Below are 19688 nucleotides of genomic sequence, written 5' to 3' on the forward strand. Positions count from 1 at the left end.
CCTCCCGGATTCATTCACCGTCGACGAGGCCTTCAAGGCCCCGCCAGATCTCCGCGGTGACCCGGACGGCCTCGTCCACGTCACCATCCGCACACGCCTCGATGAGCTGCTCGTGCAGCCCGGCGGAACGGCAGTTGCCGCCCTCACCGAACCGCCGCCGCTCCAGCCGCCGGATCAACGGCGTATAACGCGAAATGGTGGCCGCGGCAGCCCCGTTGCCACCCGCCCTCACCAACACATCGTGCAGCTCGTCATCGGCACGCAGCGCGGCGTCCACATCCCCCGCCCGCACGGCATGAGCGAACCGCGCGTTGGCAGAGCGCATCGCGTTCACATCCGCCCCCCGCAACCGAGGCACGGCGACCCGTACGACGAGCTCATGCATGGCCCCGACGACGGCAGCCGCATCCCGCACTTCCCCAACCACCACCGAGGTCACCCGCGTATAACTCTGCGGCTTGCTCTCCAGCAGCCCTTCGTCGACGAGCCGCGAGAAGGCCTCCCGCACAGGCGCCCGCGACAACCCGAGCCGCTCGGCCAGCTCACCATCGCGCACCACGGCGCCGGGCTCGATCTCCCCGGCCACGATGGCGTCCCGGATCGATGCGTAGGCCTGGTCCCTGAGCAAGGTGCGCGGCACTGGCCGAATGGTCCCCATGAATTGAAATGTTAGATGTCACAGAGGTCGGCACACAAGACCAGAAGGACCTGCGAGGTGCTCCACCGCCTCCGAAACAAGGTCCTCGCCGTAACCGAACCGTTCGGCGAGCGCTGCGCAGCGGGCGTACTGCTCGGCGGTGAGCGACCCCGAAGCGGTGTGCAGAAGCCGGAGCAGCAGTCGGTACCCCAGGTCGGAGTCGACCTGGGTGACGACCTCCTCCAGCACCGTGGCGGACTGGTCGGTCAACAGGGGTGCAGCTTCCCGGAGTTCGTGCAGTACGGCGTCCACCAGGTCGCCTCGCACGGCCGGCAGGACAGGCTGGTGCGCGGGAGCGACGTCCGAGAGGCGGGCCGCGCACGCATCGGCGATCCGCCGGAGCCAGTCTCTTCCGCCGGATTCGAAGCGGTCCGGGTGCACGTTCGACACGGCCGACCAGAGGGTCGTGATCGTGCCGGTGGACAGCGGGGACCGCAGCAGCCGGACGGTGTCCTCCCACAGAACGAGCGCCTGGACACCGGGGGTGCGAAATCCGTCGGCGGTGACAGTCGTCCCGAGGAGTTCGGCCGTCGGGGTGTCCCGCTCCCAGATCGGGTCGAACTGCCCGGCCAGCTCGGAGAACCCGAAGTCTCCTTCGAAGAGACGCCGGGCGACGTCCAGGGGCCGCCACACGATGGTGAGCCCGTCATGGATGACTCCGATGTGGTAGCCGAAAGGCTCGCCGAGATCACAGAACCGGTGGAAACGTTCCTCGGCGACCGGCACGGAGGCGGTCTTCAACGCCCGCAGGAAGAGCCTGAACCCGAGATCGAGGTCGGCCCGGCCGGCGATCTCCTCCAGCGCCGGCACCAGACCGGGAGCGGCGAGTTCGTCGGCGGACGACCGGATCTCCGCCAGGACCGCGTCCCGTACGGCGCCGTCCGCGACGGGAAGACGCCAGAACTGCCATGACGGGGACGGCTTCCGGCCGACCATCGACCGAGGCGGATGCGCCGCGCACGTCTCGTCGACCCGAACAAGCCAGTCCCGTATGCCGATCCCATGTACCTCCGGGTCCCACGCGTTCCCCGTGGCGGCCGACCACACCACGCGGAGTACCTCGTCGGGCAACGGGGACTCCAGGAGTCTCCGCAGGTCCGCACGGAGTTCCTCGGCATACCCCCAGTCGTCGTGGAACACGTCGAACCCGAGTCTGTGTCGCTCGTCCTCGCCGAGCCGCTCGATCCCCGACATGTCGACGGGCGTCTTGTCCTCGTGTTCGACGATCTTCGCCGTGACGAGCCCGAGTGCCGCCTCCTCACCGTCGAGCACCGCGGCGTCGGCGAACCTCTCGGTCAGCCCGCTGAGCCCGAAATCGGCGTCGTACGTCTCGAAGTACGGGCCTTGCCGCTCCTCCACGCTCCAGCCCCTCTCATGGTCATGGTCCTGCCCGGGGTGGGCTCGCACCTGAGTGTGAGCCCACCCCTTGCCGTCCCTCAGGCCGCCCAGGGCCACTCCGCGTCCCGGGCGCCCTCAAGCAGCGGGACCATCCGGAAGGCGGCGTCCGAGAGGCCACCGAAGACATGCCGGTTCCCCGCGCCGGACGGCCCGTGGCCGGCCCGGTATCCGGCGAGGTTCCAGGTGTAGACGGGAACATGCGCCGGAACCTGCTCGGTCGGGTCGCCGTAGTGGCTGTACGTGGCCTGCTCGTCCGTGACGATCAGCACGCGGTCGTGCTTCTTGTAGTGCTTGCGGACGGCCTCGGTCGTATCCGTCCCGCCGAGGTCGCCGAAACGCTCCAGCACCTTCAGTACCGACTCGCCCTGACGGAACTTCACCCGCTTGCTGCTCGTGCCGAACTCGACGAGATCCGCGTCCGCCGCCCGCAGCGCGAGCGCCGTGCCGAAGATCGCCGCCGCGTCGGCCCGGTTGAGCTCCGAGCGGTCGGACAGCCGCGAAAAGAACATCGACCCGGACCGGTCGACGAGCACAAGCGTCCTGCCACCCAGCGCCGGCACATTGGCCAGCGAGTGACCGAGCGCCTGCTCCAGCGGGTACGACCAGCGCAGCGAAGGCGCGTGCTGGTACGCGGCGAGGTACCGGAACGGGAACTGCCGAGAACGCGCGACCTCCGCGGGGTCACTGATCCGGGCGGCCACCTGGGCGGCCACCTCGTCCGAGACCCCCGCCTCGTCGAAGTTGCGCAGGTTCCGCACCAGGGCCATCGAACCCATGGACGGGATGACGGCCTCCCAGGCCGCCTTGTCCATCGGGCCCTGCAGCCAGCCGGCCAGCGCCTCCCAGGTGATGCCCGCGTCCGCGAGGCGCTGCGCGCCGTGCGCACCGGTCACCACCTTGCGCCGCTTGGCGGGCCGCAGTGCCATCAGGTCACGGTGGGCCGCCAGGACGGGCAGCGACGTGGGCACGACCGCGGTGTCCGGGTTGTGCCGCCGGTCGAGCGCGTACTGGAACAGGTCGCCCTGCCACGGCTTGTCCGGGTCCGGTGCCGCGTGCACGAGGTTGAGGATGTCGCCGAAGCGGTAGCCCTTGGACGCCGTGTCGTACTTCAGCAGCGACTTGCCGCTGTAGAGCCGGCGTACGGCGTCGGCGATGCCGCGCTTCACGGGCTTGGGGATGTTGCGGCCGTACCGCGCGGTCCAGTACGCGAGCAGCTCGCCGGGCTCGTCCGGGCGCCGCAGCACGGAGGCGACGACCTGCCGGTTCGCCGGGCCGTCCGTGGCGCCCGCGTCGAGGCGCGCCTTGACATACTCGGCGGCGCCGACGATGGACGCGGTCCGCATGTTGCCCTCGCCGCGCAGCCAGGCCAGCATGCTCGCCGTCCACGAGGGGTCACCGACGGCCAGCTCACGGACGAGCGCGGCGAACCGGTCGTCCCGGGCGTCGCCGGTCTCGTAGAAGGTGTTCTGCGAGACGAGGTTGGCGATCGCGAGCAGGAAGAGCTCGGAATGTGCGTCGCGCTCACGGCCGCGGCCGCCCTCGTACGTGCGCAGTACGCGCCCGGTCGAGGTGACCCGCGAAGTGCCCTGGGCCTTCGCCGCCTTGGTGTTGAATCGCGCCATGGTGAATTCCCCCGAATTCAGTGGTGTTTCGGAGGGAGACACAGCAAATGGAGCGTGCCCGAGGTCGGGAGTCGGCGACGGACTTAATCGGATGCTCTACCGGATTGAGCTACACCGACCCGAAGTCGATGACGGGATTTGAACCCGCAACCCTCTGATCCCTGAAGTAACCGCAGCCTGCGCACCGGGCACACACCATTTGCTGCGCCTCCCGAGATCAAGTCGGCGGCGGCCTGGATTCTTTGAAAGAGAAGTAGCCGCCGCCATCGCACCGGGAGGTGCATGAAGTTGTGGTGTCCAGAGTTCAAGGCCGGCGGAACCGACGTAGGTGCTCTAACCCCTGAGCTACACCGGCGCGTTGTACCGGTGACGGGACTCGAACCCGCGGCCGCCCCATTATCAGTGGAAGTAGGTCCTGCCTTCGCACCTGGACGTTCATCACTCTAGGGCGCGTACCGCGAGCCGGGCGAACGATTATTTCGTACGGGCGCACCGGACAGGTCGCCTCCGGGCAGGGTCCCCGAGCCGAAGGGGGCCCGAGGTTCGCCGGGGTGAGCGGGCTGCCATAGGAACTCCCTATGGCAGCTGCTCACTTTTGGTCTTTGCTCCTCGTTCTTTTCCGAACGTACGGTGAAACAGCTCGACGAGATGCTCACCGAGCGGACGAATACACAATCGAGAGAGCAGGCGGCATGACCACGATCGAAAACGGATCGGGAACGCAAGAACTCAAGGGAAAGCGGGCCCTGGTCACAGGTGGTTCTCGCGGAATAGGAGCGGCCATCGTGCGCCAACTCCTGGACGCGGGCGCCGAGGTGCTCACGACCGCCAGGTCGACGACGAGCACGGTGCCGGAGGGGGCCGCCTTCGTGACGGCCGACGTGCGGACACGGGCCGGCGCGGAGACGCTCGCCGCGGCCGCGCAGGAGGTGCTGGGTGGGGTGGACGTCCTGGTCCACAACGCGGGCGGGGCGCAACCGTACGCGAGCACTTCCGCCATCCCCGACGAGGAGTGGCAGGACCAGCTCGACCTGAACTACCTGGCCTCGGTGCGGCTGGACTCGCTGCTGGTACCGGGGATGCGGGAACGGCGTTCCGGGGTGATCGTGCACGTCTCCTCGGCCGCGGTCACCGCCACGCCGCCCCCGTTCCTGCACTACACGGCGGCGAAGGCGGCGCTGGAGAACTACAGCCGGGGCCTGGCCCTGGAGCTGGCCCCGTCCGGGATCCGGGTCAACACCGTGACGCCCGGCCGAACCGCCACCCCCGGCGGCGAACTGACGCGGGAGCAGTGGGCGCGCCTGGACCCGACGCAGGGCCAGAACGACAGCACGGTGCCGCTGGGGCGCGAGGGTCAGCCCGACGACATCGCCAACGCGGTGCTGTTCCTCGTGTCCGACCGGGCGAGCTGGATGACGGGAAGCAATCTCGTCATGGACGGCGGCGAATTCCCCAGGGGCTGACGCCGACGAATTTCGTCCGTCAGGACACAGGTGCGGCGGAGGGTGGGAATGAAGGTGAGAAGGAGGCGGACTCGGACCAGGTCTCCTCGCGCAGGAGGTCGAGCAGGGCCGTCTCCGCCGGGCCCGCGCCGTGCCGGAGCACGGCGATGACGGGCTGGGACACGACCGGGAACACCGGACGCACGAGATGCTCGTAGCCGTGGGGCACCGCGGAGGCCGGGACGAGCGTCACTCCCAGCCCGTGGGCGGCCCAGCGCACGGCCGTCGCGGTCTGGGACACGCGGGCGGCCGTGGTCGGGGTCAGATCGTTGTTCCGCAGCACGTTCAGCAGCACGCCGTCGAGCGCGCTGTCGCGGTCGAACCTCACCCACGGCTCCCCCGCCAGTTCGCGCAGGTCGACCCGGTCCGCGGCGAGCAGCCGGTGCCCGGCGCCCAGCACCACGACGAACTTCTCGTCGCCGAGGTGATGGGCCTCGGAGGGGCTCCGCTCGCACGCCGCCATCAGGGCGAGGTTCAACACGCCACGGCGGCACAGCCGCTCCAGCTCGGCGGAGCTCGGCTCCTCGAAGACGGTGACCTCCAGCCGCGGGAAGCGGCGGCGCAGCGTGCCCAGGGCGCCCGGCAGCTGCCGCGTGCCGAAGCCCATCTGCGCCGCGACCACCAGCTCGCCCACCAGTTCGTCGGCACCGGCCCGTGCCGTCGCCCTCGCCCTCCGCGACGCGCTGACCGCGACCTCCGCCTCCCGCAGGAACGCGCGGCCGACCACGGTGGGCACCAGTCCGGTGGGCGTGCGGGCGAAGAGCTGCACGCCGAGTTCCCGCTCCAGACCGCGGATCTGCTGGGACACCGACGGCTGAGCGACGTGCAACAGCTCCGCCGCCGCCGTCACCGAGCCCTCCTCGGCAACGGCCAGGGCGTACTCGTACTGACGAAGGCTCATGGACTCCCGTCCCCTCCCACGTTTCCCACGTTGTAATAGGTGTTACAACACGGAAGGGGACGGGTTTACTCCACGTCCAGGAGCCTTGCGTACGAGACGGGGCTCAGCCGCGCTTCTGACGCCGCCAGGGACCGGTGATCGCCAGCATGATGCCCGGCTCCTGGATGTTGGCGTACAGCGTCCTTCCGTCGGGCGAGAAGGTGACGCCGGTGAACTCGCTGAACTCGGGCTCCGCCTCGGTGCCGATGTTGAGGTCGTTGCGGGCGATGGGGTACGTACGGCCGCTGTCGGTCGCGCCGAAGAGGTGCGAGACGCCCTCGCCGTCCTCGGCGATGACGAGGCCGCCGTACGGGGAGACGGTGATGTTGTCGGGGCCGTCGAAGGCGCCGTCCTTGGACGGGTCGGGGTTCACGCCGAGGAGGACCTTGAGGGTCAGCGTGCGGCGCTTGGGGTCGTAGAACCAGACCTGGCCGTCGTGCTGGACGGGGCTCTCCTCACGGGCGTACGAGGAGACGATGTACGCGCCGCCGTCGCCCCACCACATGCCTTCGAGCTTGCGGGCGCGGGTGACCTCGCCGGGGCCGAACTGCTTGCGCACGTCGACGGTCTTCGCGTCGCGGTCGGGGACGTCCTCCCAGTCGACGCCGTACACCGTGCCGATCTTCGTGGCGCGGGAGAGGTCGTCGACCGGGCGGCCGCCGGAGTCGTAGCACTTGGGCGCCTGGAGCACGCCCGCGTTGTCGGCGAGGGTACGGAACCTGCCGGGGCCGTAGTGGAAGCCCTTGGGCGGGGTCCAGCGGTAGAAGAGGCCGTTGGGGCCGGCCGCGTCCTCGGTGAGGTAGGCGTGGCCGCGCTTGGGGTCGATGACGACGGCCTCGTGGTCGTAGCGGCCGAAGAACTTCAGGGGCTTGGGGTTGCGGTTGGCGCGCCGGTCGGAGGGGTCGACCTCGAAGACGTAGCCGTGGTCCTTGGTCATGCCGTTGACGCCGGCGCGGTCGGAGTTCTCCTCGCAGGTGAGCCAGGTGCCCCAGGGGGTGCTGCCGCCCGCGCAGTTCGTGGAGGTGCCCGCGATGCCGACCCACTCGGCGACCGCGCCGCCCGGACGCACCTCGACGACCGTGCAGCCGCCGGACGCGGCCGGGTCGTAGACGAGGCCCTCGGTCAGCGGGACCGGGTACTTCCAGTTGGCGCGCGGGCCCTTCAGCTCGTGGTTGTTGACGAGGAGGGTCGTGCCGCGCGGGCCGTCGAAGGTGGCCGTGCCGTCGTGGTTGGAGGGGGTGAACTCGCCCGACTCCAGCTTGGTCTTCCCGCTGTACGTGATGACGCGGTACCGGAACCCGGCGGGCAGCGCGAGGACGCCCTTGGGGTCGGGCAGCAGCGGGCCGTAGCCGACGGCTCCGCCGTGCCGGTCGGCGTGGTCGGCATAGTCGGCATCGTCGTCGGCATCGCCCGTGGTCTCGGTGTCCGTGGACGCGAGGGCGCCGGGCGCGGTGGCGAGTGCGCCGACGCTGCCGACCAGGGCGACACCGGCACCGGTGATCGCGGATCGTCTGGCGAAGTCCCTGCGGGTGAGCGACATGCTGTCTCCTGTGACGGTGGAGTGTGACCGTGGCGAGGCGGTGACGCGTGGGGGTGGCGGACCCGACTGTCGGGCACACCGTCCCGCCCGTGACTGAACGCCGGTTGAACGCGGACCGACTTCCCAGGGCCCGCTTGCATGAATCCGGCTGGATCCGGCCGGATCCGGCGGGATCCAGCCGCTTCCGCCCGTCCGGAGCAATGCCGCCCCGTACGGCCCATCAGTCCTCGCATGCGAACTGTTGGCCGGAATAATCTCCATACCAAGGACCCGTACGACCCATGGGAGGCGAGCCGAAGTGGACGCGCGTCAGGCAAGCCACCGCCATGAGGAACGGCTGATGGCGCTGGCCAATGTGAGCGGGGTCGGCAGTGGGCGCGACGAGGAGTCCGGCGAGGACGTCATCGTCGTCTTCGTCACCCGCAAGGTTCCCCGCGACCGGCTCCGCCCCGAGGACGTGGTCCCCGACGAACTGGAGGGCATCCCGGTCCGAGTCCTGGCCATGGGCGAGGACGAGCCCTGACGCCCTGGTTTCCCCTCGCCCCCGCCGCCCCTACCCATTCCCGTCACTGACTCAGGGGCTCCGCCCCCGAACCCCCAAAAGACTGCGCAGTTCCCCGCGCCCCTGGGTCTTTAGGCCTTTAGGGGCGCGGGGAACTGCGCGAGCAACCCACGACGGCCCGCGCCCGAAAACGCACCCCACGGGGTCTGGGGCGGAGCCCCAGGGGATGGGAATGGGTAGGGGCGGCGGGGGCGAAGAAAACCCCCCTACCCCCCTTGCTGCGACCGAGCCTTGAACGCCGCCTTCCGGGCCTCCTTGGCGACCTTCTTGTCGGGATGCAGCCGCCCCATCGCCTCCAGCACATCCGGCGTAGCAGGGTGATCCACCCGCCAGGCCGCCGCGAAGAACGACCCGTGCTGCGCCGCAAGCCCCTCGACAAGCGCCTGCAACTCCGCGGAATTCCCCTCCGCGGCCAGCTGCGCGGCAATCGTGTCGACGGTCAGCCAGAACACCATCCCCTCGGAAGGCGCGGGCACGTCCGAGGCCCCCCGCTCGGTGAGCCAGACCCGCGCGAGCCCACCCAGCTCGGCATCGTCGAGCACCTCACGGAGCGCGGGCGAGGCCTCCGCACCGACCAGCGAAAGGGCCTGCTGGCAGCGCAGCCGCCGCAGCGGCGCCCCCGCGTCGGAACCCTTCGCCGCCGCGAGCAACTCCCGCGCCGCGGCAAGGGGTTCACGCCGGTCGAGCCACTGCTCGGTCTCGGCCTGCGCGGCCGCCGGCGGAAACGCGGAGGTGCCGTCGAGCAGTACGTCCGCCCCCTTGTCCGCGAGGTCGCCCACCGCGGGCGCCGCGAACCCGGCTTCGAGGAGCCGCGCCCGGATCCCGTACACCCCGAGGGGGGTGAGCCGCACCATCCCGTACCGCGAGACGTCCGTGTCGTCGACCGGCGCCGCGGGCTCCTCGTCGGCGTCGGCCATGAGGGCCTCGTCGACGGGCTGGAAGTCGACGAGCCCGATCGGCTCAAGGAGCCGGAACTGGTCGTCGAGCCGCATCATCGCGTCCGACACCTGCTCCAGGACGTCGTTGGTGGGCTCCCCCATGTCGTCCGGCACGATCATCGAGGCGGCGAGCGCGGGCAGCGGCACCGGGCCGTCGCCGGGACCGTCCTCGCTGGAGGTCAGCAGGTAGAGGTTGCCGAGGACCCCGTCGAGGAACTCCGCCTCGGCCTCCGGATCCCAGTCCAGCTGGGAGAAGTCGACCTCGCCGCCCTCGCCCATGGCCTCCACGAGGTCGTCGAGGTCGGGCACACTGGCGTCGGCCAGCACCGTCTCCAGGGCGCCGAGCCACAGTCCCAGTACGTCCTGCGGTGCTCCGGAGAGGACGAGTGCCAGGTCGGCGCCCGCGGTGACGGTGCCCTCCTCCTCGTCCACGACCTCGACGAGCCCGGTGTCGACGGCGACCCGCCAGGCCTCGCTCGCGTAGGCCGCGGCGTCCCCGCCGTCGAGGCGGAGCTCCGCGGCGGCGGCCGGCAGCTGTTCCTCGACGAGTTCGCCGCCGGCCCCGACCCTGGTCTCCGGACCGGCCCAGCGGGCGAGCCGCACGGCACGCGAGAGAAGCGGCGTGGCGAGGGCGTCCCGCGCGAGCTCCGCTTCGGAGTGCAGACGCACCGGCGGCAGGGGGGAACTGTCTGACATCGGCTGGTTCTCCTAGGACGAACGTTCGGGCGTACATCTCGGACGTACACGAGGCCCGCGGGCCGCCCGGGAAAACGCCTGCCGGCCGCCCCGGACACGCAGCCTCAGCCTAGACGGATTTGGACCCATGCCGCCCGGTTCATGAACCTGTCAGAAGTGTTAACTCAGGAAACCTTGACAAGTGCCGTGGCCAGACACGAGATTGACGCGCGTAGAAACTCGCGAGTAGCAGTCCGCCGCGGCTTCTACGCGCGTCACGGACCGCCCCACCGGTTACGGCTCAACCCCTGCTTTCGTCCGTCCTCGCTCCACAGCTCCACCCTCGTCCGTTCACCGCGCCACCCTCGTCCCGGCGCCCACGCATGTCCCCGGAGGGATCCCGTTGCCGAGCAAGTCTTCCGCACGCATAGCCGCGCTCACCGTCGCCGCCGTCTGTTCCACGGTCTCCGCTGTGGTCGTCACCTCGCCCGCCCACGCGGATGCCGTGGCCGTCCACGACATCCAGGGCTCCACCCGTACGTCCCCGCTCGCGGGTCAGCAGGTCACGGACGTGGCCGGCATCGTGACGGGCACGAGAACCTACGGTTCGTCCCGCGGTTTCTGGATCCAGGGTCCGTCCGCGGACGACAACCCGGCCACCAGTGAGGGCATCTTCGTCTTCACCAGCTCCACGCCGAAGGTCGCCGTCGGCGACTCGGTCACCGTCTCGGGCACGGTCACGGAGTTCGTGCCGGGCGGCGCCTCCTCCGGCAACCAGTCGGTCACGGAGATCACCCGGCCGACGGTGACGGTGGTGTCGAGCGGCAACGCGCTGCCCAAGGCCACCGTCATCAACAGCCGTTCCGTACCGGACGCGTACGCGCCCGAGGGCGACGCGGCGGCGAGCGGTTCGGTCAACGGTCTGACGCTGCGGCCGAAGAAGTACGCCCTCGACTACTACGAGTCGCTGGAGGGCATGAACGTCGCGATCGGCTCCTCGCGGGTGGTCACCGCGACCGACCCGTTCTCCGAGCTGTGGGTGACGGTCAAGCCGCACGAGAACCCGAACCGCCGCGGTGGCACGGTGTACGGCGCGTACTCCTCGCAGAACACCGGCCGGCTGCAGATCCAGTCGCTGATCCCGACCGCCACCGAGCCGTTCCCGACGGCCAACGTCGGTGACACGCTCAAGGGCACCACCGAAGGCCCGCTCGACTACACCCAGTTCGGCGGCTACACGCTGACCGCCCGCACCCTGGGCACGGTGAAGGCCGGCGGCCTGGAGCGCGAGACGACGCGCAGGCAGTCGCGTTCGGAGCTGGCGGTGGCGACGTACAACGTCGAGAACCTCGACCCGACGGACGCCACGTTCGCCGCCCACGCGGCCGCGATCGTGGACAACCTCCAGTCGCCCGACATCCTGTCCCTGGAGGAGATCCAGGACAACAACGGCGCGAAGAACGACGGCACGGTCGCCGCCGACCAGACGATGCAGAAGCTGATCGACGCGATCGCCGCCGCGGGCGGCCCGGCGTACGAGTGGCGCTCCATCGACCCGGTGAACCTCGCGGACGGCGGCGAGCCGGGCGGCAACATCCGTCAGGCGTTCCTCTACAACCCGGAGCGCGTGTCGTTCGTGGACCGCGCGGGCGGCGACGCCACGACGGCCGTCGGCGTCACGAAGGTCCACGGCAAGGCGCAGCTCACGGTCTCGCCGGGCCGTATCGACCCGGCGAACACCGCGTGGACGAACAGCCGCAAGCCGCTCGCGGGCGAGTTCACCTTCCGCGGCAAGTCGGTCTTCGTGATCGCGAACCACTTCGCGTCGAAGGGCGGCGACCAGTCGCTGCACTCGCAGTTCCAGCCGCCGGCCCGCAGCTCGGAGACCCAGCGCCACCTCCAGGCGACCGCGGTGAACGCCTTCGTCAAGGACATCCTCGCCAAGCAGAAGAACGCGGACGTCGTGACGCTCGGCGACATCAACGACTTCGAGTTCTCGACGACGACGAAGCTCCTGGAGGACGACGGCGCCCTGTGGTCGGCCGTCAAGTCCCTTCCGAAGAGCGAGCGTTACAGCTATGACTACCAGGGCAACAGCCAGGTCCTGGACCAGATCCTGATCAGCCCGTCGATCCGCAAGGACTGCGACTTCACGTACGACAGCGTGCACATCAACTCGGAGTTCTCCGACCAGATCAGCGACCACGACCCGCAGGTGCTGCGGTTCCGCCCGTAGTCACCACAGGAAGCCCGTAGTCGCCGCACGAACACGCCGGTGAGCCCGGCCCCACGTCAGGGGGGCCGGGCTCACCGGTGTCCGCGTAGAACGTCAGGCTCCGAAGGCCTGGTTCAGCCAGCCCTGCCAGGCCGCTTCGTTCCGCTTGGCGTCGGCGCCCGGGGCGAAGTCGTGGACGCTCATGCCGACGGGCGCGCCCCAGTGGTTGCGTCCGAAGAAGCGGATGAGGGCGTCGTCGGTGCGCAGCCCGATGAAGTACGGGTTGCGGAAGTCGACGACGGCGTCCAGGACCTGGCCGTCGGGACCCTGAGCCTGCACGCGTGTGCCCTCGGCGGTGTCGTCCGCGAGGCCGAGGGCCCGGCCCACGGCGGCGAAGGCGTCGGCCCCCTTGGACGCCTCGGGCCCGTCGAACGTGGCGAAGGCGGCAGGCCTGGCCGCGAACTTCGTCAGGTACTCGCGCAGGGTGTGGAGGTAGAAGTCGGTGTGCCTGTTCGCCCCGTCGTACTGGTTGTCCCAGTCGTCGACGAAGATCCCGCTGTGCACGTACCGCACCCAGGCGCGCCGGCCGCCGTCGCGCGGCTCGACGGTGTAGTCGAGCTGGTTGAGGGTCTGCTCGGAGTTCTCGTCGACGCCCTCAAGCCGGTTGGTGTACTTGTTCGGCGGGTCCCAGGCGGTGACCGTGGATCCCCAGGGGCCCCGGCCGCCCTCGCGCGGCTCCGGGGGCTCCATCGGCCACAGCCAGCCGCCGGTGCCGCTGGTGACGGCGTCCCACACCTGGTCCGGTGTGGCGTCGACCTCGAACTCGCGGGCGATCTCGAATTCCTTGGACATGGTGTGCTCCTGCGCGTCAACTAGTCGTGTCAGTCGGTGAGTTCGGGCGCCGCTGCGGACGCCTCGGAAGCCTTGGGACCCTCGGACGTACCGGATGCGCCGGCCTCGTCGGCCGAACCGGCCGAACCGGCCGCACCGGACGTCTCGGGCTTGACCGTGGGATGGACCGCCACGACTATCCGGTGGTCACGGCCCCCCTCGGCGTCGGCGGAGTCGTACTTGCGGATCAGGGCGCCGACACCGGCCGTCAGCTCCTGGATGAACGCGGCCCGGTCGGCGGCGGAGGCGAAGCGCACCTCGCCGTCCAGCGCGTACGTGGCGAGGCGCTTGCGGGCCTTCGTGGCGCCCGTGATGAGCGTGCCGACGTCCCGCACAAGCCGGGCACCGAGGGCGAGCAGCCACCGCGCCGAGAGCTGGTCCCGGAAGCGGTCCGGATCGGGCTGCACGGCGGAGAGGGCGAGCGGCGAGATGACGTACGACGCGGCGGTCGCCCTCATCAGCCGCTCGGTGACGTTCCCCTTGCGGCGCTCACCCGCGAGCTCGACCAGGCCGTGCCGCTCCAGCGCCTTCAGGTGGTAGTTCACCTTCTGCCTCGGCAGTCCGACCTTGCCGGCCAGCATGGCGGCCGACGCGGGGCCGGCCGCCAGCTCGGCCAGGAGCCGGCCCCTTATGGGGTCCAGCGAGGCGGCGGCTGCCGCCGGGTCCTCGATCACGGTCACGTCCAACATGACTCCACCGTCTCACCGAAAACTTTTTTTGTCCAGACGGTTCTTGTTGTCGGGTGGTGCCCGGGGAATTTCCGTGGCGGCCCGCCCCTTCGTCCACGGCGAGCCGGTGATCACTCGGGGACGAGTCCGAGGGCGTGGGTGTAGCGGCGGACCGTGGACTGCTTAAGGCCGGGGTACGTCTGTACGCGCTCCCACTGCGGCGTACGGGATCCGACGCCGCCGCCCGGCGAGGCCAGCGCGTCGATGTGGGCCTGCGCGGTCTCCCACTCGGCGTAGTTGAGGACCTTCGTGCCGTCGGTGCTCAGATGGAAGTGGGCGGAGATCCCGCCGGGACTGAGCTCGGGCTCGCTCTCCAGGGCCTCGAACACGGCGTCCACCCAGGCGCGTTGCCGGTCGGGGTCGGGCCCCTCGAACTCGATCTCGACGATCACAATGCACCCCGGGATCCGGGTCTCCGCCTCCTGGGCGCCGCTGCGGTGGCGCCGGTAGCGGCCGAGCCCCTCCCGTTCGATCCCGGGCACGGCCACATCGACCTCGTCCACGCGCTCCTGCCGGTGGACCTTCACGAACGCCTCGTAGTCCTGCTCGCTGCGCCACTGCGAGTGGTGCAGCAGGGTCGTGCCGTCCTCCCCGGTGTAGACGTGGTACCCGAGCAGCCCCTCGGCCGGCCACGCCCTGCGCTCCCAGGTGGCGGCGACCGCCTCGACCGTCTCCCTCTGCCGCGCGGGCGTCCCCACCCGCCAGGTACTGAAGAAGGACGCTCCCACCTCGGAGCGGGTCATCGCGGGGTGCGCGTCGGTACGACGGGTCATCACGAACTCCAGTGATCGCTGATCGGTGTCCACGGCTCCACCCTCGGACCTCAACCGGACTTCAGGTCAAGCCCGGTGACGTGGACGGGGGTTCGCCCCCGAGGACGGAACCGACCAGGCAGACGACCTGCGACGACGGGCAAACGACCGAGCGGCGGGGCCGAATGGATCGGCCCCGCCGCTCGTCGTACGGCACCGGTCGGTGACCGGAGCCGGGGGTGCGTATCAGCGGTGTCCGTTGTGGCGCCGCAGCAGCAGGCCCGCCGCGACCACCGCTCCGGCCCCGGCGATCAGTACGGGCCGGGGGTGCCGCTTTCCGGCCTGGACGGCATTGGTCACGGCCGTGCGCACCGGCCGGGGCACGTTGTCCTGGACGGCGTGTCCGGCCCGCGTGACCTTGCTCTGCACCACGTGCCCGGCCTGGACGGCCTTGTCCTGCACGACGTGACCGGCCTCAACAGCCTTGTCCTGTACGACATGGCCGGCCTCGGTGGCCTTGTCCTGCACGGCATGGCCTGCCTGCGCCGCCTTGTCCTGCACGGCGTGGCCTGCCTGCGCCGCCTTGTCCTGCACGGCGTGGCCGGTCTCGGACGCCTTGCCCTTCAGCTCGGCGCCCCGGGCCCGCGCGCGGCCCTTCACGTCGGCCTTGGCGGCCAACTCCTCGACGGTATCGCCGAGTTGCCCCCGGGTCTCCTGGATCTGCCGTCGCAGCTCGTCCGGGCCCTTCGCGCCGCCGGCGGCCTTGTCCGCCGCCTTGCCGGCCGCCTCGCCGGGCTCCACGGGATCGTTGCTGTCCTTCATCGGTGCGCCCTTTCCTTGATCTCGTCGACGTCGGCCCGGACGCTGTCGAGCGCCTCCTCGGGCATCGGCGGGGCGGCGCGCCCGAGCTGGGCCCGGCCGGTCCTCGCCAGCACGCCCGCGACCACGAAGAGCACGGCCGTGACGATGAGTGCCGCCGCCCACACGGGCAGCACGAGGGAGAGCGCGGCCGCACCGGTCGCCGACAGGGCCATCAGCCCCACGTAGGCGACGGCTCCGGCCGCGCCCAGCAGCCCGCCGCCGCGTCCCACGCGCCGGCCCTTCTGCGCCAGCTCCTCCTTCGCGAGCCGCACTTCCTGTCGTACGAGCTCGGAGAGCTGTTCGGTGGCCTGTCCGACGAGTTCACCGACCGAGTGCTGCTCGCCCGGCCGCCGGTCCGTGGTTCCGGTCATGGCGTCCCCATCCTTTCGTCCGGGACGCCCGGGTACCCCGCCGGGCCGCTGTCACCCCTGTCCGGACCCGTGATCGCCGAGTCGGGCCAGCTGACTCTGGAACCAGTCGAGCCGGGCCTGCAGCAGGGCCGCCTCGGCGACGAGCTCGGAGACCCCGAGCCCCTCGGGCAGACCGTCACCGGCGCCCGGTGCGGCGGCGCCCCCGGCCCGTACCCGCAGCCGTTCTCCGCCCAGCCGGGCGAAGGTCGCGAGCGACACCGCCGTACGGCCGCGGACGCACCCGGCGCAGGAGGCGGCGAAGCCCCGCCAGCCGGGCCTGCCCCATCCCGCGTCGGCCAGCGCCACGGCGACGGCGCCGCACGCGCAGGGGCCGACCGTGGCGGTACGCACCCGCTGCCGCGCGTACCGGAAACCGAGCTCGAAGCGGATGTAGGCGCCGAGGACCGTCACTTCGAGGAGTACGGCGCTGCGGTGCTCGGCGGTGCACAGCATGGCCTCGGCCGCCGTGCGCTCGTGCACGCAGTGGAAGCCGCAGTCGCAGCGGCGGTGCGGTGCCCGGTGCCGCAGGCCGTAGACGCAGTGCGCCTCGTCGAGCACTCCGTACGGCAGCGCGCCGCCCAGCGACACACCGGTGAACCCGGCCCGGGTGCCGTCCTGGGACAGCATCGGGTGGGCGATCTTGAATCCGGTCGGCGGCTCCGCCGGACGTTCCTCGGGGAGCCGCATCCTCATCGCGCGACCGGAACCTCTTCGGCCGCGGGCTCCAACTCCTCGATCTGCTCGGGGAGTCGGAGCTCCTCCTCTTCCCGGTGCGGCTGCTCCTCCGCGACTCCGGTGGCGAGTGCCTTGCCCAGCTTCATGACGCCTCCCGTGACAGACGACCTTCTACCGTCCCCGCCATGGTGACCGAAACGGGGGCGAGTTCCTAGAGCGCCCCTGCCACCTCGAATGCGGCAACCGATAAGAACTGCTTACCCATATCCCGTAGAAGAATTAAGTGGAGCTTCAGGATGGGGGTGCCGAGACTACCTCCATGACCTCACGACGTACCCCGCCCTTCGGCCGCGCCCTCTGCGCGATGATCACCCCTTTCACCGACGAGGGGCTGCTGGACCTGGACGGTGCGCAGCGGCTGGCCGACCGGCTGGTCTCCGAGGGCTGCGACGGGCTGGTGCTGTCCGGGACGACCGGGGAGTCGCCGACCACGACGGACACCGAGAAGTCGGCGCTCGTGCGGGCGGTGGCGGACGCCGTAGGGGACCGTGCCGCGATCGTCGCGGGCATCGGGACGGCCGACACCCGCCACACCACCGAGCTCGCGCTGGAGGCCGAAAAGGCGGGCGCGGACGGCCTGTTGGTGGTCACGCCGTACTACAGCAGGCCCCCGCAGGACGCCGTCGAGGCACACTTCCGCGCGATCGCGGACGCCTCAGGACTGCCGCTCGCGCTGTACGACATCCCGGGCCGCACGGGCACGCGCATCGAGCCGGAGACGATGCTGCGGCTGGCCGAGCATCCGCGGATCGTGGCGGTGAAGGACTGCGCGTACGACCTGCTCGGCACCCAGAAGGTGCTGGCCGCCTCGGAGTTGGCGTACTACACGGGCTGCGACGAGTACGTGCTCGCGATGTACGCGATCGGCGGTGCCGGATACATCAGCACGGTGGCGAATGTGACCCCGCGTCACTTCCGTGCCGTCCTGGACGCGTTCGACGGCGGCAACCCGGACGAGGCGATCCGGCTGCAGCAACTCACCATCCCGCTCACGGAGTTGATGATGGGCTCCGGCCTCCCCGGCACGGTGACGGCGAAGGCCCTGCTGGGTGCCCTCGGCCTGCCCGCAGGCCCGGTCCGGGCACCGCTGCGGCCCGCCGGCCGGGAGACGGCCGACGGGCTGCGGACGGCGTACGAGCGGCTGGTGGCCGCCTCGGCCGGCGTGTGACCGGAGCGTGCTCAGCGTTCGGCGAAGACCGGTTCCCAGCGCCCCGCCGCACCGTCGTTCCCCTTGCGGAAACCGCTCAGCGGGACGGTCTTGTCGCTGCCGATCGTGACGAGCACGAGCCGGTTGTGGAACTCGTTCGTGCCGGGCGCGATGTCGAAGGCGATGAGCCGCTTGTTGTCGACCCAGGCGAGCAGCTGCTGTCCCGGGATCTTGTAGAGCCGCTTGCCGGTGTCCGGGTCGTTGATCTCGGAGGCGGTGGTCTTGATACCGCCCGCGAAGTCACCGGCGGCGAGCCTGCCGTCCGGGGACAGCCCCGCCTCGACGGACCAGTGGAGGTACTTCTCCTTCGCGGGCTTGGGGACCTTGTTGCCCTCGAAGTTGTAGTACTGCATGTGGGGTTCCATCATGAGCCCGGAGTAGACCAGCGTGCCGTCGTGGCTGAAGGCGAAGTCCTGGCGGACGTTGAGGGTGTCGGCGTCGCCGACGGCCTTGCTCCAGGAGCCCTTGCCGGAGTCGACGTCCAGGATGTAGAAGCCGGTCCGGCTCGTCTCGCCGAACCGCGTCATCCAGTCGTTCTTCTTGCCGTCGCCGTCGCTGTCATAGTCCGTCCGGGTCTGCAGGTCGGGGTTCTCGTCGTACGTCGTCGCGACGAGCTTGCTGCCGTCGGGCGAGAACCTGACTCCCGCGACGCCGCGGTCGACCGGGATCCAGCGCTCGACCTCGCCGGTGAGCAGGTCGAGCAGGCCGATCCGCTCGGTCGGCAGCTTCCGCTCCAGGACGGCGGCGGTGCGCATACCGGGAGCGACGTCGAGGACGGACCACTTGGTGGTCTTCACATACTTGCCGGTCTCCTGGTCGAGGAGGTGGTAGATGCGCCGGTAGACGCCCCGGTCCTCGGTCTCCTTCACGGTCCTGGCCGTGAAGTAGGCGGCCAGCGCCGTGTTGCCCGCCGCGACGAGGTCGCGCGGCGGCGACTGGTCCGGGTGGGCGATGATGTCGCTCCGGTTGATCTCGCTGGCCAGCCGGGGCTCGTCCTTGCCGCCGCTCAGCATCGGTACCGCCACCCCGACGGCGACGGCGAGCGTGGTGGCCACCGCGGCGCCGGCGATCGTACGGGTCCGGCGGCGGCGCCGGACTGCGAGGACGCGGCCCGCGAAGCCGGGCGGCGTGGTCATGGTGTCCGCGGCCTGCTCGTGCAGGGCGTCACGCACCAGTTGATCCATGTTCACGGACGTACCTCCACCGGTGAGAAGTCGCGGGACGGGCTCTGTTCCGCGTCGGCGGGTCCCAGAGCGGCCAGTTCCGGCGCGAGCGCCCGCAGTCTGGCGAGCGAGCGGTGGGTGGTGGACCGCACGGTCCCCACCGAGCAGCCGAGGATCCGGGCCACGTCGGCCTCCGGCAGGTCCTCGAAGTAGCGCAGTACGAGCACGGTCCGCTGCCGGGCGGTCAGCCGCGCCAGCGCTCCGCGCATCACGATCCGCAGGTCGGCCGCGGAGGAGGCGTCCGCCGTGGCCGTGCCGCCCGTCCCCTCGGGCGGTTCGGCGACCGTCAGCTCCCGTCTGCGCCACTTCAGCCGCCATCGGCTCACCTGCTGGCGGTACAGGATCTGCCGTACGTACGCCTCCGGCTCGTCGATGCGCTGCCATCGGCCTGCGGCCTTGACCAGCGCGTTCTGCAGCAGGTCCTCGGCCGCGTGGCGGTCGCCGCCGCTGAGCAGCACGGCGGTCCTCAGCAGCGCCGATGACCGGTTCTCCACGAACTCCCGGAACCGCTCGTGCCCTTGGGCATCCATCGTCACCTTCTCTTCCCCAGCGGGCTCTCCCCCGCTCCCACCCGTACTGACGTCCCGGACGGGCCCCCGCTATGCCTGCCGACCCGAGGAATTCCTACGGTCCGGAGGGGGTTGCTCGCGCAGTTCCCCGCGCCCCTGGGGTGGGTGGGTGTTCCGTGTGGTTCGTCACGCGCGGGTGCGTGGGGGCTGAGCGCGCAGTTCCCCGCGCCCCTAAAAGCGGGGCTGCGCCCCTGGCTTTTATCTTTTAGGGGCGCGGGGAACC

General features: G+C 70.6%; 19 protein-coding genes. 4 read left to right on the forward strand and 15 right to left on the reverse strand.

Annotation, left to right across the window (positions count from 1 at the left end):
- Nucleotides 1-10: 10 nt before the first annotated feature.
- From ACFWXQ_RS34315 to ACFWXQ_RS34325, 3 genes are all read right to left on the reverse strand, one after another.
- Complete coding sequence (locus ACFWXQ_RS34315) at nt 11-658, reverse strand: GntR family transcriptional regulator (RefSeq protein WP_383954795.1); 648 nt, start codon at nt 656-658, stop codon at nt 11-13.
- Between the two features lie 18 nt (nt 659-676).
- Entirely contained in the window at nt 677-2056 is a 1380-nt protein-coding gene (locus ACFWXQ_RS34320; protein ID WP_383954793.1) for a hypothetical protein, read from the reverse strand.
- A gap of 77 nt (nt 2057-2133) precedes the next feature.
- Nucleotides 2134-3717, reverse strand: a complete 1584-nt coding sequence (locus ACFWXQ_RS34325) for a TROVE domain-containing protein (protein ID WP_383954791.1) — start codon at nt 3715-3717, stop codon at nt 2134-2136.
- Nucleotides 3718-4409: 692 nt separating this feature from the next.
- Between ACFWXQ_RS34325 and ACFWXQ_RS34330 the strand changes: the two genes are divergently transcribed.
- Nucleotides 4410-5180: an SDR family oxidoreductase gene (locus tag ACFWXQ_RS34330; protein ID WP_383954789.1), complete on the forward strand. Its 771-nt coding sequence runs from the start codon at nt 4410-4412 to the stop codon at nt 5178-5180.
- Nucleotides 5181-5199: 19 nt separating this feature from the next.
- Here the strand turns inward: ACFWXQ_RS34330 and ACFWXQ_RS34335 are convergent, their stop codons facing one another.
- Together ACFWXQ_RS34335 and ACFWXQ_RS34340 are read right to left on the reverse strand one after the other, a co-directional pair.
- Nucleotides 5200-6120, reverse strand: a complete 921-nt coding sequence (locus ACFWXQ_RS34335; protein WP_383954787.1) for a LysR family transcriptional regulator — start codon at nt 6118-6120, stop codon at nt 5200-5202.
- Nucleotides 6121-6223: 103 nt separating this feature from the next.
- Nucleotides 6224-7699 carry an alkaline phosphatase PhoX gene (locus tag ACFWXQ_RS34340; protein WP_383954785.1) on the reverse strand — a complete coding sequence of 492 codons (1476 nt, stop codon included), beginning with the start codon at nt 7697-7699 and terminating at the stop codon, nt 6224-6226.
- A 340-nt stretch (nt 7700-8039) separates the two neighbouring features.
- Between ACFWXQ_RS34340 and ACFWXQ_RS34345 the strand changes: the two genes are divergently transcribed.
- Complete coding sequence (locus ACFWXQ_RS34345) at nt 8040-8222, forward strand: hypothetical protein (RefSeq protein ID WP_200399042.1); 183 nt, start codon at nt 8040-8042, stop codon at nt 8220-8222.
- A 245-nt stretch (nt 8223-8467) separates the two neighbouring features.
- Here the strand turns inward: ACFWXQ_RS34345 and ACFWXQ_RS34350 are convergent, their stop codons facing one another.
- Nucleotides 8468-9895 (reverse strand): hypothetical protein, encoded by a 1428-nt coding sequence (locus tag ACFWXQ_RS34350; protein WP_383954174.1) that lies wholly within the window; start codon nt 9893-9895, stop codon nt 8468-8470.
- A 382-nt stretch (nt 9896-10277) separates the two neighbouring features.
- Between ACFWXQ_RS34350 and ACFWXQ_RS34355 the strand changes: the two genes are divergently transcribed.
- Nucleotides 10278-12110 (forward strand): endonuclease/exonuclease/phosphatase family protein, encoded by a 1833-nt coding sequence (locus ACFWXQ_RS34355; RefSeq protein WP_383954172.1) that lies wholly within the window; start codon nt 10278-10280, stop codon nt 12108-12110.
- Between the two features lie 93 nt (nt 12111-12203).
- On the opposite strand, the gene ACFWXQ_RS34360 is transcribed toward ACFWXQ_RS34355, so the two are convergent.
- From ACFWXQ_RS34360 to ACFWXQ_RS34390, 7 genes are all read right to left on the reverse strand, one after another.
- A complete protein-coding gene (locus ACFWXQ_RS34360; protein WP_383954170.1) occupies nt 12204-12941 on the reverse strand; it encodes an SRPBCC domain-containing protein in 738 nt (245 codons plus the stop codon).
- A gap of 29 nt (nt 12942-12970) precedes the next feature.
- A complete protein-coding gene (locus tag ACFWXQ_RS34365) occupies nt 12971-13669 on the reverse strand; it encodes an ArsR/SmtB family transcription factor (RefSeq protein ID WP_383954168.1) in 699 nt (232 codons plus the stop codon).
- A 110-nt stretch (nt 13670-13779) separates the two neighbouring features.
- Nucleotides 13780-14481, reverse strand: a complete 702-nt coding sequence (locus ACFWXQ_RS34370; protein WP_383954176.1) for an antibiotic biosynthesis monooxygenase — start codon at nt 14479-14481, stop codon at nt 13780-13782.
- Nucleotides 14482-14706: 225 nt separating this feature from the next.
- Nucleotides 14707-15282, reverse strand: coding sequence for a DUF3618 domain-containing protein (locus ACFWXQ_RS34375; protein ID WP_383954166.1), 576 nt, complete (start codon nt 15280-15282; stop codon nt 14707-14709).
- Complete coding sequence (locus ACFWXQ_RS34380) at nt 15279-15692, reverse strand: phage holin family protein (protein ID WP_383954164.1); 414 nt, start codon at nt 15690-15692, stop codon at nt 15279-15281. The genes ACFWXQ_RS34375 and ACFWXQ_RS34380 overlap by 4 nt, the downstream gene beginning before the upstream one ends.
- A 51-nt stretch (nt 15693-15743) precedes the next feature.
- Nucleotides 15744-16424 (reverse strand): hypothetical protein, encoded by a 681-nt coding sequence (locus ACFWXQ_RS34385; protein WP_383954162.1) that lies wholly within the window; start codon nt 16422-16424, stop codon nt 15744-15746.
- On the reverse strand, nt 16421-16552 hold the full coding sequence (locus tag ACFWXQ_RS34390; protein WP_383954160.1) for a hypothetical protein: 132 nt from the start codon (nt 16550-16552) through the stop codon (nt 16421-16423). The genes ACFWXQ_RS34385 and ACFWXQ_RS34390 overlap by 4 nt, the downstream gene beginning before the upstream one ends.
- A gap of 173 nt (nt 16553-16725) precedes the next feature.
- Between ACFWXQ_RS34390 and dapA the strand changes: the two genes are divergently transcribed.
- Nucleotides 16726-17634 (forward strand): 4-hydroxy-tetrahydrodipicolinate synthase, encoded by a 909-nt coding sequence (gene dapA / locus ACFWXQ_RS34395; RefSeq protein WP_383954158.1) that lies wholly within the window; start codon nt 16726-16728, stop codon nt 17632-17634.
- 11 nt (nt 17635-17645) lie between these two features.
- Here dapA and ACFWXQ_RS34400 read toward each other — a convergent pair whose 3' ends face one another.
- Together ACFWXQ_RS34400 and ACFWXQ_RS34405 are read right to left on the reverse strand one after the other, a co-directional pair.
- Nucleotides 17646-18863: a WD40 repeat domain-containing protein gene (locus ACFWXQ_RS34400; protein ID WP_383954156.1), complete on the reverse strand. Its 1218-nt coding sequence runs from the start codon at nt 18861-18863 to the stop codon at nt 17646-17648.
- Entirely contained in the window at nt 18860-19426 is a 567-nt protein-coding gene (locus ACFWXQ_RS34405) for a SigE family RNA polymerase sigma factor (RefSeq protein WP_383954154.1), read from the reverse strand. Before ACFWXQ_RS34405 ends, ACFWXQ_RS34400 begins: the two co-directional genes overlap by 4 nt.
- Nucleotides 19427-19688: the final 262 nt, after the last annotated feature.

The sequence above is a fragment of the Streptomyces sp. NPDC058697 genome (assembly GCF_042715345.1).
Taxonomy (GTDB): Bacteria; Actinomycetota; Actinomycetes; order Streptomycetales; family Streptomycetaceae; genus Streptomyces; species Streptomyces liliifuscus.

What these genes read in the sequence shown, in the direction of transcription:
- dapA (WP_383954158.1), top strand. Translation starts at nt 16,726, where the DNA reads ATGACCTCACGACGTACCCCGCCCTTCGGCCGCGCCCTCTGCGCGATG.
- ACFWXQ_RS34360 (WP_383954170.1), bottom strand. Translation starts at nt 12,941, where the DNA reads ATGTCCAAGGAATTCGAGATCGCCCGCGAGTTCGAGGTCGACGCCACA.
- ACFWXQ_RS34365 (WP_383954168.1), bottom strand. Translation starts at nt 13,669, where the DNA reads ATGTTGGACGTGACCGTGATCGAGGACCCGGCGGCAGCCGCCGCCTCG.
- ACFWXQ_RS34385 (WP_383954162.1), bottom strand. Translation starts at nt 16,424, where the DNA reads ATGAGGATGCGGCTCCCCGAGGAACGTCCGGCGGAGCCGCCGACCGGA.
- ACFWXQ_RS34370 (WP_383954176.1), bottom strand. Translation starts at nt 14,481, where the DNA reads ATGACCCGTCGTACCGACGCGCACCCCGCGATGACCCGCTCCGAGGTG.
- ACFWXQ_RS34380 (WP_383954164.1), bottom strand. Translation starts at nt 15,692, where the DNA reads ATGACCGGAACCACGGACCGGCGGCCGGGCGAGCAGCACTCGGTCGGT.
- ACFWXQ_RS34340 (WP_383954785.1), bottom strand. Translation starts at nt 7,699, where the DNA reads ATGTCGCTCACCCGCAGGGACTTCGCCAGACGATCCGCGATCACCGGT.
- ACFWXQ_RS34405 (WP_383954154.1), bottom strand. Translation starts at nt 19,426, where the DNA reads ATGGATGCCCAAGGGCACGAGCGGTTCCGGGAGTTCGTGGAGAACCGG.
- ACFWXQ_RS34325 (WP_383954791.1), bottom strand. Translation starts at nt 3,717, where the DNA reads ATGGCGCGATTCAACACCAAGGCGGCGAAGGCCCAGGGCACTTCGCGG.
- ACFWXQ_RS34330 (WP_383954789.1), top strand. Translation starts at nt 4,410, where the DNA reads ATGACCACGATCGAAAACGGATCGGGAACGCAAGAACTCAAGGGAAAG.
- ACFWXQ_RS34350 (WP_383954174.1), bottom strand. Translation starts at nt 9,895, where the DNA reads ATGTCAGACAGTTCCCCCCTGCCGCCGGTGCGTCTGCACTCCGAAGCG.
- ACFWXQ_RS34345 (WP_200399042.1), top strand. Translation starts at nt 8,040, where the DNA reads ATGGCGCTGGCCAATGTGAGCGGGGTCGGCAGTGGGCGCGACGAGGAG.
- ACFWXQ_RS34335 (WP_383954787.1), bottom strand. Translation starts at nt 6,120, where the DNA reads ATGAGCCTTCGTCAGTACGAGTACGCCCTGGCCGTTGCCGAGGAGGGC.
- ACFWXQ_RS34315 (WP_383954795.1), bottom strand. Translation starts at nt 658, where the DNA reads ATGGGGACCATTCGGCCAGTGCCGCGCACCTTGCTCAGGGACCAGGCC.
- ACFWXQ_RS34390 (WP_383954160.1), bottom strand. Translation starts at nt 16,552, where the DNA reads ATGAAGCTGGGCAAGGCACTCGCCACCGGAGTCGCGGAGGAGCAGCCG.
- ACFWXQ_RS34375 (WP_383954166.1), bottom strand. Translation starts at nt 15,282, where the DNA reads ATGAAGGACAGCAACGATCCCGTGGAGCCCGGCGAGGCGGCCGGCAAG.